At 64.1% G+C, this 12,284-nt stretch carries 7 protein-coding genes and 4 pseudogenes; 8 read left to right on the forward strand and 3 right to left on the reverse strand.

Annotation, left to right across the window (positions count from 1 at the left end; genetic code table 11):
• The first annotated feature begins 123 nt into the window (after positions 1–123).
• From H9L15_RS04400 to H9L15_RS04425, 6 genes and pseudogenes are all read left to right on the forward strand, one after another.
• Complete coding sequence (locus H9L15_RS04400; protein WP_187715304.1) at positions 124–1,521, forward strand: arylsulfotransferase family protein; 1,398 nt, start codon at positions 124–126, stop codon at positions 1,519–1,521.
• A gap of 144 nt (positions 1,522–1,665) precedes the next feature.
• Entirely contained in the window at positions 1,666–1,845 is a 180-nt protein-coding gene (rpmF, locus tag H9L15_RS04405) for a 50S ribosomal protein L32 (RefSeq protein WP_187708782.1), read from the forward strand.
• A 30-nt stretch (positions 1,846–1,875) separates the two neighbouring features.
• Positions 1,876–2,921: pseudogene (gene plsX / locus H9L15_RS04410) on the forward strand (phosphate acyltransferase PlsX).
• Positions 2,918–3,876 (forward strand): annotated as a pseudogene (locus H9L15_RS04415) (beta-ketoacyl-ACP synthase III). Before plsX ends, H9L15_RS04415 begins: the two co-directional pseudogenes overlap by 4 nt.
• A 164-nt stretch (positions 3,877–4,040) precedes the next feature.
• The gene (locus tag H9L15_RS04420) at positions 4,041–4,316 is read left to right on the forward strand and encodes an integration host factor subunit alpha (RefSeq protein ID WP_187715305.1); all 276 of its coding nucleotides are present in this window, start codon (positions 4,041–4,043) and stop codon (positions 4,314–4,316) included.
• Positions 4,317–4,323: 7 nt separating this feature from the next.
• A complete protein-coding gene (locus H9L15_RS04425; RefSeq protein WP_187715306.1) occupies positions 4,324–4,695 on the forward strand; it encodes a MerR family transcriptional regulator in 372 nt (123 codons plus the stop codon).
• Here the strand turns inward: H9L15_RS04425 and H9L15_RS04430 are convergent.
• Both H9L15_RS04430 and H9L15_RS04435 read right to left on the reverse strand, forming a co-directional pair.
• Positions 4,692–5,201 carry a SixA phosphatase family protein gene (locus tag H9L15_RS04430; protein ID WP_187715307.1) on the reverse strand — a complete coding sequence of 170 codons (510 nt, stop codon included), beginning with the start codon at positions 5,199–5,201 and terminating at the stop codon, positions 4,692–4,694. The two genes, H9L15_RS04425 and H9L15_RS04430, sit on opposite strands and share 4 nt — an antisense overlap.
• Positions 5,198–7,905: pseudogene (locus tag H9L15_RS04435) on the reverse strand (ATP-dependent DNA helicase). Before H9L15_RS04435 ends, H9L15_RS04430 begins: the two are co-directional and overlap by 4 nt.
• Positions 7,906–7,975: 70 nt before the next feature.
• Here H9L15_RS04435 and H9L15_RS04440 point away from each other — a divergent pair.
• Together H9L15_RS04440 and H9L15_RS04445 are read left to right on the forward strand one after the other, a co-directional pair.
• Positions 7,976–9,532, forward strand: a complete 1,557-nt coding sequence (locus H9L15_RS04440) for a lysine--tRNA ligase (RefSeq protein ID WP_187715788.1) — start codon at positions 7,976–7,978, stop codon at positions 9,530–9,532.
• A gap of 369 nt (positions 9,533–9,901) precedes the next feature.
• Positions 9,902–10,321, forward strand: a complete 420-nt coding sequence (locus tag H9L15_RS04445; RefSeq protein ID WP_187715308.1) for an Lrp/AsnC family transcriptional regulator — start codon at positions 9,902–9,904, stop codon at positions 10,319–10,321.
• On the opposite strand, the pseudogene H9L15_RS04450 reads toward H9L15_RS04445, so the two are convergent.
• A pseudogene (locus H9L15_RS04450) lies at positions 10,253–12,213 on the reverse strand (DUF885 domain-containing protein). The gene H9L15_RS04445 and the pseudogene H9L15_RS04450 overlap by 69 nt on opposite strands.
• Positions 12,214–12,284: the final 71 nt, after the last annotated feature.

Below are 12,284 nucleotides of genomic sequence, written 5' to 3' on the forward strand. Positions count from 1 at the left end.
CGGAAACTGGTCGAAATTCGAAGTGCCCGGGACATATCGAAAGTAAACTATTGCGTAAAGTCAGGTATCTTACACATCGGCAGAGAGGGTGACGGCGGGGTGGTGCCGCCGGCTGGAGGCACAATGACCGAAAATGGGACAGTTCCGAAAGGGACGTCGAAGCCGCGCAAGCGCTCGACGGATTGGTCCTTCACCGTCTTTGTCATCTCGCTTTGCATGATGGCGTTCCTGTACGGGTTCGCCGCTAACGAATTCGATCTCCCGCCAAAGGGCCTGATGCGCCAGGCGGTGTCTGCCCTGAAGGCTTTGAACCTGATCGATCGAACCATGCCAACGGGCGTGAACCGGATCGAGGACAAGCCCGCTCCTGCAAAGTTCGTCAACCAACTCGACCCGGCTGCCGGAACGGAGCTCTTGCTCGTTACTGGGTGGCCCAATCGCGGTCGCTGCCAGAAATACCCATGCCTTGCGTCCGTAATCGACCGCTCCGGGAAGATCCTGCGCAGCTGGCCGGCACCGCTCGATGAGCTGTTCAGTGACACCAAGGAATTCTCTGGCGACGTGAAGCCGAGCAGCTTTTACCCGATCGGCCTCGGGATGCTCCACGACGGCAGTTTGGTGGCGACCTTCCACGGCACCAACGTCTATCCCTATGCAGTCGGAATTGCCCGGATTGACCCCAATGGGAAGGTGCTCTGGAAGCATCTGGACGGAGCTCACCACTGGATCCACATCGGCGCGGACGAGCGGATTTACGCGCCGGTCCAGGTCCGCCGCCGGATGAAGAACGTCGGCGACAATGCCGTGGAGCTGCGGTGCCCGGATATCGTCTACGACGAAGGTGTGCGCATCTATCGCCCGGACGGGTCGGTCGAGCGAACGCTGATGCTCTCCGACATCCTTGTCGCCAACGGCTATCCGGGCCTCATCTACAGCGTGCGCGACGATTGCGACCCGCTGCACATTAACTCGGTCGACATCGTTACGCCCGAAATCGCCAAAAACATTCCGGGCGCAACAAGCGGCGATCTCCTCATTTCTCTAAGAGAGCAGAGCGCAATCGTGCTGCTCGATCCCGTCTCATCCAAGATCAAGCGCATGATCGTCGGACGGTCGGCCGCGCAGCATAGCGCCCGCTTCCTACCCGACGGCACCGTCCTCGTGTTCGACAACCAGGGCGGGTCACGATCGCTCGGCGGATCGCGAATCTTGCGCGTGAACCTCGTCGACGGAAGTGCTCAGACGGTGTTCCCGACGGACGCCAGCGGGCCGGTCCTGCCCTTCTTCAACTTCGATGGTGGGACCGTCACTCCGAGTCCCGATGGAAAGCGCGCCATGATCGCCTCCAAGCATGAGGCGCGGGATATCGAGATCGACCTGGCGACCGGCAAACCGCTATGGACGATGCTACACGTGGCCGACAGCGGCTCTGCGGGCGGGAAGCCGGAAGCGGCCTATTTCAATGCTTACGGCAATTATTATTTGACCAAGGAGCAGCTGGCGGCATTGCATCTGCAATGAAAGTCCCACGCGGCCCGCCTTGCACTCCCTTCGTATTGCGCTATAGGAGCCGCGTTCGCGACGATCCGGCCGCCGCCGCGGGGTCTCCCCGCCTGGAAGAGGTGGAGATCGTCGCAATTTTTATTGCTTTTTGAAGGTGCCGGAATGGCTGTCCCTAAGAGAAAAACCTCGCCGTCGAAGCGGAACATGCGCCGCAGCCATCATGCGCTGAAGGCCACGACGTTCCAGGAGTGCCCGAACTGCGGCGAGCTCAAGCTCCCGCATAACCTCTGCCAGGCGTGCGGCCACTATAACGGCCGCGAGATCGTTTCGACCGAAGCCTAACGGCTTAAAGGAGGCGCGGGGCTTAAAGCGATGAACGCAGGCCCGCGGATCGCGATCGATGCAATGGGGGTGACTCCGGTCCGGCGGCAATCGTCGCCGGGATCTCTCGTGCGCGCCGCAAGGATTCGACCCTCCAGTTCGCCCTTTTCGGTGACGAGGCCATCGTCCGCGAGGAACTGGCCAAGCATGACGGTCTGACCCAAGCCGTCACGGTCTACCACGCCCCGGAATCCATTGCGGCGACGGAAAAGCCGAGCCAGGCAATCCGGCGCGCGAAGACGACGTCGATGGGAATGGCGATCAACGCCGTGAAGGACGGCCAGGCCGACGCCGCCGTTTCAGGCGGCAATACGGGCGCGTTGATGGCAATGTCCAAGCTGGCGCTTCGGACCCTGCTCGGCATCGACCGTCCCGCTCTCGCGGCGCTACTTCCGACGCTCGGCGACCAGGATTGCGTGATGCTCGACCTCGGCGCGAACACCGAGTGCGACGCCCAGAACCTGGTCCAGTTCGCGGTGATGGGCTCCGCTTATGCGCGCACCGTGCTGGGCGTTCAGAAGCCGCGCGTGAAACTTCTCAACATCGGCACCGAGGAGCTGAAGGGCACCGACGAGCTCAAGGAGGCCGCAGGTCTGCTTCGCGAAGCGGATTATCTGCCGTTCAAGTTCGATGGCTTCACCGAAGGCGACCAATTGTCGCGCGGTAACGTGGACGTCGTCGTCACGGACGGCTTCTCCGGCAATATCGCGCTGAAGACCGCGGAGGGGACCGCTCGCTTCGTCACCGATCTCCTGCGCCGAGCCTTCAAGAGCTCGCTGCGGTCGAAGGCTGGCTTTGCGCTGTCGCAGCCCGCGCTGAACCTTCTCAAGGTTCATCTCGACCCCAACAATCACAATGGCGCGGTCTTTCTCGGTCTCAACGGCCTGGTGGTGAAAAGCCACGGCGGCGCGAACCCCAAGGGCGTGGCCAACGCCATCGGCGTCGCCGCCAGCATGGTCCGCAACGATATCATCCGGAAGATCGGCGACGATCTCGACAACTTCCGCGCGCACGCGTTCAATGAGGCCGCCCAGTGACAATCCGTTCCGTTGTTGCTGGTACCGGTTCCGCACTTCCCAAACGCCGCGTCGATAATGAGGAGCTTGCCCGGCAGGTCGACACGTCGGATGAATGGATCGTCACCCGAAGCGGGATCCGCAGCCGCTACATCGCCGGAGAAGGCGAAACCACGGCGAGCCTCGCGACCGAAGCCGCACGGCGCGCTCTCGAGGATGCCGGTATCCAAACGTCGGAAATCGACCTCATCGTCCTCGCAACGGCCACCCCGATCAGACATTCCCGTCATCGGCGACCAAGGTCCAGGCCGCGCTAGGCATCGACGATTGCGTGGCGTTCGACGTTCACGCGGTCTGCACCGGCTTCCTCTACGCGGTCAGTGTCGCGGACGCGATGATCCGCGCCGGCACCGGGCGCACCGCCCTCGTCATCGGCGCTGAGACGTTCAGCCGCATCCTCGATTGGGAGGACCGCGCCACTTGTGTTCTGTTTGGTGACGGTGCGGGCGCGCTGGTGCTTCGAGCGGAGGAGGGCGATCGCGGCATCCTTGCCACCAGGCTTCACGCCGATGGGCGGCATAATGATCTGCTGTTCGTGGACGGCGGTCCTTCGACGACCGGCACCGTGGGCAAGGTGCGGATGAAAGGCCGTGAAGTCTTCCGCCACGCGGTCGTGAACCTTGCCGACGTCCTCGGAGAAGTCCTGTCCGACGCGAATATGACGAGTGAGGACATCGACTGGCTGGTTCCTCACCAGGCCAACGCCAGAATCCTCGACGCGACCGCGAAGAAACTGGGTCTTCCGCCGGAGAAAGTCGTCGTCACGGTCGACAAGCACGCGAACACGTCGGCGGCTTCGGTGCCGCTTGCCCTGGATACGGCCGTCAAGGATGGCCGAATCAAGCGCGGGGACATCATTGTGCTTGAAGCCATGGGAGGAGGCTTTACTTGGGGGGCTGCGGTCCTCAGGTATTGAAATCTAACGAAAATTAGCCAAGAATGTCGCATTGCCGACAGGACGGGTTTCCGTTACGCAAGTGTAACTGCCTAGCAGGGGAGCAACGGCAGTTTTGAGCGGGAGAAGCAAATGGCCGACCTCGGCATTGCAAGGATGAGTAAGGAAATGGGTCTGGGGGGACGTTGACCCGCGCCGACCTGGCGGATGTCGTGCACAACAGGCTCGGCCTGTCCCGCGCCGAGTCTGCCCAGCTTGTCGAGCGAGTCCTCCACCACATGTGCCATTCGCTGTCAGAAGGCCGGAACGTGAAGATTTCCGGATTCGGCAGCTTCATCCTGCGCGACAAAGGCCAGCGCGTCGGCCGCAATCCGAAGACCGGGATCGAAGTCGCGATTGCTCCGCGGCGAGTCATGACGTTCCGCGCCAGCCAGATCATGCGCGACAGGATCGCTCGGTAACATCGGAATGGCGACCGGCGAAAAGGCACCCGGCGCCTTCAAGACCATCGGCGAGCTTTCAACCGAGCTCGGCGTTGCGCAGCATATCCTGCGGTACTGGGAGACCAAGTTCCCGCAGCTGCGGCCGCTGCAGCGCGCCGGCAACCGTCGCTATTACCGGCCTGCCGACGTCGAGCTCGCGAGGACCATCCATCGCCTGCTGAACGCCGAGGGCTATACCGTCCGCGGCGTGCAGAAGGTGCTCCGCAGCAAGGATCCAATTCCTGAGCCAGCGTCCCCGCCGCCGGCGCCGGTGATGGCCGAAGCTTCAGCTCCGAAGGTCGACGTCCAGCGGCTTAAGGCGCTACGTCACCACCTCGCCGCTTTGATCGACGACTAAGGATCGCGGGGCTTCACGAAGCTCCGGATCCGGCCCGATCCCGGCGAAAGGTCCCGCCAATCCTCGATGTCGAAAATGATCTCGGCAAGCGCCGCGGTCGGAAATTTGTACGCCACGTCTTCGCGCAGGTTCCTTGGACCCTCGGCCAGCAGCAGAGCCAGCTCATGCATACCGGGATTGTGTCCGACGATCATCAAGCGCTCGGAATCCACCGGCGCGCGGCGGACCAATTCCACCAGGCTGTGGGCTTCGGCAAGGTAGATCGCGCGCTCCTCGACGGTTTCGAACTTGCCGCCGAATCCTTCCACTACCCGCGCCAGGGTTTCCCGGGTTCGCACCGCCGGGCTGACGAACACCACGTCGGGGGCGCTGTCTCGCTGGCGCATTTCGTGACCGACCGCTTTCGCCGCACGCCAACCGCGATCGTTCAGCGGCCGGTCGAAATCCGTGAGCGACGAGTCTCCCCAGTCCGACTTGGCATGACGGAGCAGGTATAGGGCTTTCATCCGACAGCCTCCGGCGCGGCCGCCGGAAGGTGAGTGCCGGCCGCCGTCGCCGCGACATGAGCGATCGCCTCGTCAAGCGGAACCCGCCGGATGGGTACGCCCGTAGGGAACGCCGACAGCAGGCGCGAAGGCATTGCCGCCGACAGGATTACGAAGGTCCCGCGATCGCCCTCCCGCCGGATCAACCGTCCGAATGCCTGCGCCAGCCGGGCGCGGACGACGGCGTCGTCATAGGCGCTTCCGCCGCCCGCCATCCGCCGCGCTCCGTGCAGCACGGTCGGTCGGGGCCACGGCACGCGCTCCATCACCACCAGCCGCAGGGATTCTCCCGGGACGTCGACTCCGTCGCGCAAGGCATCGGTTCCGAGTAGCGAGGCGCGCGGATCGTCGCGGAAGATATCGACCAGAGTGCCGGCGTCGATCGGGTCCACGTGCTGAGCCAGCAGCGGCAAGCCCGCTCGCGCCAGCCGGTCCGCAATGCGCGAGTGCACGGTCTTCAGGCGCTGGATTGCGGTGAACAGCCCCAGCGTCCCACCACGCGCCGCCTCGATCAACCTCGCGTACGCACCCGCGAGGGCCGCGGCGTCGCCGGGCTTCACGTCGGTGACGATCAGGACCTCGGAACAGCCGGCGTAATCGAACGGGCTATCGGCCTCGAACCGCCCGACGGAACTGTCGAGATGGGCAGCGCCGGTCCGGGCCTCCGCCCTGTCCCACGACCCATCGCCGCCGCGAAGGGTAGCGGACGTGATGAGCACGCCGTGGGCCGGCTTCAGCACCGCACTCGCCAAGGGCTTCGTCGGATCGAGCCAGCGGCGGTGGATAGCGACATCATATTCACGCCCCTCGACCCGCTCGATGGCCAGCCAGTCGACGAACTCTGGATCCGCGGACCCGCCGACCCTTGCGAGAAGCGCAACCCAGGCGGCGATGATCTCCCGCCGCCACGACACGCCATTGATGGCGCCCTCGACCCGCGCCCGCGCCTGCGAATCCAGCCAGTCGGGCGCATCTTCGAGCACGGCTTCCAGCCGACGGCCGAGGGCCGCAAGCGGCTTCTGAAGCGCTTCCAGCCCTTCCATCGCCTTGATTGCGGCCGCGACAAGCGCCCCGTCCGGCTCCGCCAACTCCGTCTCGAGCCCATAGCCGGCGTCCTGCGCCTTCGCTCGCGCATAGACCATGCCGCGAACCTCGCCGAGCAACGCCTCGACCGGGCCGAACGGCGACCCCTCGATGATCCGCTGCAACCAGCCGTCGGACGGCAGGGCCCTTGCCGCTTCGACCGCTGCGTCGAGTGCCGAAGCGCCTTCATCGTCGTAGCTTGCCACGTCCATCAGCCGGGCGGACAGCCCGCGCCGCCGCCCGCGCGACTTGCCTTCCGGACCGACGATCCACCGCCGCATCTCGATCGCATCCTGTCCGCCGAACGTGACCGCGAAGGTCGAATCGGCGGCATCGAACAGGTGATGCCCCTCGTCGAAGACGATCCGTTGCGGAGCGTCCTCGCGGGCCCGCGCGGCATTGATCATCACCAGCGCATGATTGGCGATGACGATGTCCGCCTCTCGCCCTGCCCGTTCGGCGCGCTCGATGAAGCAGCGTCGGTAGTGGGGGCAGCCGGCATAGACGCACTCGCCGCGCCGATCGGTCAAAGCCGTGGCGCCGGCACGGCGGAACAGGCTCGGCAGCCATCCCGGAAGGTCGCCGCCGACCATGTCGCCATCTTTGGAGTAAGCCGCCCAGCGCCCGACCAATTGCGCCAGGATCGCCGCGCGACCGGCGAAGGCGCCTTGCAGGGCATCCTCCAGATTGAGCAGGCACAGGTAGTTTTCTCGCCCTTGCGGACGACGATCCGCCGGGCCCGCTCGCCCGGATCGGCGACCAGGCGAGGACCCTCCGCATCCAGTTGGCGCTGGAGAGCCTTCGTGAAGGTGGATACCCAGACCGTCCCGCCCGCGGCCTCCGACCACAAGGATGCTGGGGCGAGATAGGCCAGCGTCTTGCCGATCCCGGTTCCGGCCTCCGCAAGCAGCATGTTCGGCGCGTCCTTCTGACGGCGCGGCGCGAACACGGAAGCGGCTTCCTCGGCCATTGCCGCTTGACCCGCGCGCAGTTCGGAGCGCGATCCGGCCAGGTCCCGCAGCCGATCGCGCGCTCGAACAGGATCGACAACGACCGTTCGCGGCGGCGGCCTGTCGGCGACTTCTTCCCACTGCTTCAGGCGGGAAAAGAGCATGCGTTCGCCCCGCTCCGGTCGCTCGAGCCGCGACGCAATCAGCGGCGCCCAGGTCCAACCCATTCGCGCGAGCGACTGGCTGGACGTCCAGGCCCCTCGCGCTCCTTCCAGTCCGGCTTTTCGAGGTCGTCGAGCAAGGCGGCGGCAACCGACCGAAGCAAACCGGCAGCACCCGCCTCGCTTTCCGGAGGCTGCAGCCCGACCGCGCGCGCCATGCCGGCAACCGTGGGAACCGCGAAACGCGCTGGATGGACGAAGGCGAACAGCTCCAGGATGTCGAGGCCCGACAAGTCCGGATAGCCAAGCCGCTGTCCGACGAGAGGCGCATTGAGAATGATGTGCGGGCTCTCCGCAGCGCGAGCGATCGCCTCGCCCCGGCTGGCCTCACGCGGCTCGCCCTCCCCCGCCGGCAATCCAGATGCCCGCATGGGTTGCGTGAAGCGCGGGAAGAGGCAAAGGAGCAGCCACCTTCAGACAGTGACGCCGGAAGAACAGAAGAGCAACGGATTTGGACGCGCAGACGCTTCAGACGGCCGCAATGGCCTCAAAAGCCTGGCCCTATGAGGAGGCGCGCAAGCTCCTGAAGCGCTGGCCCGATGGCAAGCCCGACGGCGAGCCCATGATCTTCGAAACGGGGTATGGCCCCTCAGGCCTTCCGCACATCGGGACCTTCAACGAAGTATTGCGCACGACCTTCGTCCGCCGCGCCTACGAAGAACTGACGGGAGGTGCGCCGACGCGCCTCATCGCGTTCAGCGACGACATGGACGGGCTTCGCAAGGTTCCGGACAACGTGCCGGAGCAGGAAATGCTCGCGCAGTATCTGGGTCAGCCGCTGACCCGGATCCCCGACCCGTTCGGAAGTCACGAGAGCTTCGCTCATCACAACAATGCGATGCTCCGTCATTTCCTCGATCGGTTCGGCTTCGACTACGAGTTCCTCTCGGCGACCGAGTGCTATGCCATCGGCCGATTCGACGAAATCCTCCGCTCGGTGCTGCGCAACTGGGATGGCGTGATGGGGGTCATGCTGCCGACGCTCCGCGAAGAGCGGCGGCAGACTTATTCGCCCGTTCTGCCGGTCTCGCCGTCTTCGGGCCGCGTGCTGCAGGTTCCGGTCGAGGTGGTGGACGCCGAAGCGGGAATGATCGCCTTCGACGACGAGGAAGGCCGCGTCGAGCAGACCGTGTTCGGCGGTCAGGCGAAGCTGCAGTGGAAGGTCGATTGGGCGGCACGGTGGGTCGCGCTCGGCGTCGACTATGAAATGGCGGGCAAGGACCTCATCGACAGCGTCACCCAGTCATCGGAGATCGCTCGTGTGCTTGGCGGGCGCCCGCCCGAGGGCTTCAACTACGAGATGTTTCTCGACGAGAAGGGCGAGAAGATCTCGAAGTCGAAGGGGAACGGCCTCAGCCTCGACGAGTGGCTGCGTTACGGCAGCGAACCGAGCCTGGCCTTCTACATCTATCGCGAGCCGAAGAAGGCGAAGAGCCTGCATCTCGGGCTCATCCCGCGCGCGGTCGACGAATACTGGCAATTCCGCGGGAACTACGCGGACCAACCGATCGAGCAGAAGCTCGGCAATCCCGTGCACCATATTCACAATGGCAAGGTGCCGGGGCCGCGCAGTTTGCCGCTGACTTACGGCCTGCTTCTCAACCTCGTCAGCCTGCCGGGCATTCACGACAAGGAAACCGCCTGGCGCTTCGTCCAGCGTTACGCGCCGGAGACTTCCGCCAGCACGCATGCGGAGCTGGACGAGCTGATCGGGCTGGCGGTCAACTACGCTCGCGACTTCGTCGTCCCGACGTTGAAGCGGCGTCCGCCGACCGAGACGGAAGCGACCGCCCTACGCGATCTCGATGACGAGCTGGCCAAGTTGCCCGCCGACGCCGATGGCGAAGCGATCCAGAACATCGTCTTCGAAGTCGGCAAGCGCCACCCGTTCGAAAGCCTGCGCGGCTGGTTCCAGGCCTTGTACGAGACCCTGCTCGGCTCCTCGCAAGGTCCGCGCATGGGCAGCTTCATCGCGCTCTACGGCATCGACAACAGTCGACGCCTGATCGCCGAAGCTCTCGAAAGCGAACCCGCCTAGGGCTGGAACGCCCGGCTGGGTCCGAACATCGGACCTTCGCCAAACGCATCCTGACGCGAAACGAAGATCAACGTCGTCGTTCCCGCCTCCGCTTTGGCTTCCGCAAGCATTCGTGCACGCGCGACGGGACATCCCGGCAGCTCATCCGAGCCAACAAAGACCTGGCTCGCCGATGCTGGAACGAACCAGCATAGCGCCCCAAAAGAAGCAGTGGTTTCGAATGCTTGGGCATTGCCGTGCTCCTCGACAGCCGATCATATCGTAAAGCCGCGTCGCGTTCGGGCGATTTCGATGGCCTGCGTGCCAAATTTCGGCAAACGGCGAGGCCGCTGCGATTTACTTCAGTCCAGAATTTGGCAGGCTGCCGCCATGCTCGACCGCTTCGACATCAGTCTCCTCAACCTGGTCCAGCGTGACGATGGCCAGACGGCGGAAGTGTTGGCGAACAACGTCCCCCTCTCACCATCGGCGATTGCGCGGCGGCTGCGACGGTTGCGTGCCAACGGAATTATCGCGCGGACGATCGCTTTGCTCTCTCCGCGCCTGGTCGAGCGCCGGCTTCGCGCCCTCGTCCTGATCCAGCTTAGCGAGCACGCCGACCTGAAAGGCAAGGACGCGTTGGAGAAGAGGCTGCTCGAGGCGCCCTGCGTGCAATTCTGCTACGAGATCGCCGGTCCCACGACATCGTTGCTTTATTCGACTGCGAAAGCATGTCGGCCTTCAACGACGCCTCGGACGAACTGCTGGTGTCCTCTCCCACGGTCCGTCGCTACGAAACGCACTTCGTGAAACGCGAAGTGAAGTTCGCACCCTTCGTCGAACTGAGCGAAGGCTAGCTCGCCTTCTTCGCCGCGATCCAGCGGTCGATCTTCTGCTCGAGGATCTGCAGGGCAGCGCTCCGGTGTTCAACACCTGCGCATGGAATTCGCGGATGTCGAACTTGTCGCCGAGCTCGGCCTTGGCCTTGTCCCGAAGCCGCTGGATCGTCAGCGAGCCGACCTTGTACGCCGTCGCCTGGCTCGGGATGGCGATGTAACGCTCGACCTCCGCCGTGGCATCGGTGCGGCCCATGCCCGAATTGTCGAGCATGTACTTGATCGCCTGATCGCGCGTCCAACCCTTGGCGTGGATGCCGCTGTCGACCACGAGCCGCATCGCGCGCAGCATTTCGTCGTTGAGCGTCCCGAAGCGCTGGTACGGGTCCTTGTAAAAGCCCATGTCGTAGCCAAGCGTCTCCGCATAGAGCGCCCAGCCTTCGACGTACGCCGTATTGCCCCGAACCGCATGAAGGCCGGAAGCGCCTCATTCTCCTGTGCGAGGCTGATCTGGAAATGGTGCCCGGGCGCACCTTCATGCAGGAACAGGGTCGTTTCACCCCACGTGCTCCGTGAAGGAAGATCGTAGGCATTGAAGTAGAACGTGCCGGGCCGGGACCCGTCCGGCGTGCCCTGCTCGTAGGAGCCGCCGGCTTCGAACTTCTCGCGGAACGGATCGTACGGCTTGATTACCAGCGCGGTCTTCGGGACCGTCGCGAAATATTGCGGGATGTGGGCGTCGACGGCTTTCCCGATGCGGTAATAATCCTCGGTCAGCGACTCCCGGCTCTTCGGCTGGAACTGCTTGGCCGTCCGCATGTGGTCGAAGAACTGGTGCAGATTGCCCTTGAAGCCGACTTGCTGCCGGATCTTGTCGAATTCCGAATTGATGCGCGCCACTTCCTTGAGGCCAAGGTCGTGAATCTCGTCGGGGGTCATCGGCAGCGTGGTCGTCGACTGCAGCAGGTAGCGGTACAGGTGATCGCCGCCCTTCATGTACATCAGGCCGACGCCTTCACGGGCATTGCCGAGATATTCGTCGCGGAGAAAATCACGCAGGCGGGTCAGGGCCGGGTAGATCTCATCCGAAATGGCCGCCCGATACTCACGTGTCAGCCGCTCGCGATCCGCAGCGCCGATCGCGTCCGGGAATTCCTTTACCGGACCGAAGTATGGCGAGTCTTCGGGCTTCTGCTTCAACTGCGTGTCGAGCTGTTCGATCATGTTGCGAACGGTCAGCCTGGTCTCGACGACGCCCGCGGCCTCGCCTTCCTTGAACCGCCCGATGGCGCGGTCGACGTAGACCACGAAATCCTTGTGACGCTTCAGGTTGTTCTCATAGTCCGCAAGCGTGTTGAATGGCGCTCCACCCTTCCCGCTTGCGAAGGTCGGATAGAAGGTCTGGATGCCGTAGAAGTGATTGAGCGGGCGGACCTTGGTCAGGTTCAAGATGTCCGGCTGGTAACCCCGCAGCGTGTCCTTCGTAGTAAATTCGAACGTGTCGTACGCCAGCTGGTCGGTCTCATCGAGCTGGTCGCGCGGGATGGCATGAAGCGCTTCGAGGTCGCTTTCGCCAGCCGCTTTCTCTGCTGCATAATATTCGTCGCTGATGTTGTCGCCGAGCCGGTCGGCATAGCGCATGTCGCCGCGAAAGATCGCGCTGATCGGGTTGCGCTTGAGCGAGGCTTCGTCGCTGGCCTTGAACAGGTCGAACAGCCGGTCGTGCGCGCTCTTCTCCGGGACTGGCGCCGGGGCTGCTTCGGCAACCGGAGCGACAGGCGCAGGCTCGACCGCCGGGACGCCTGCGCAGGCGCCAAGCGCCGTCAGCGACGCACCAAGGAGGAAGAGGCGAAAACAAGGCTTCATGATGACACTTTCTGTGACCGGCGGCGGATAGGAAAAGGGGCGCCGCGATGCCGCAACGCCCCTTCGTCCAA

It is taken from the genome of Sphingomonas daechungensis (genome assembly GCF_014489495.1).
GTDB classification, from domain to species: Bacteria; Pseudomonadota; Alphaproteobacteria; order Sphingomonadales; family Sphingomonadaceae; genus Sphingomicrobium; species Sphingomicrobium daechungense.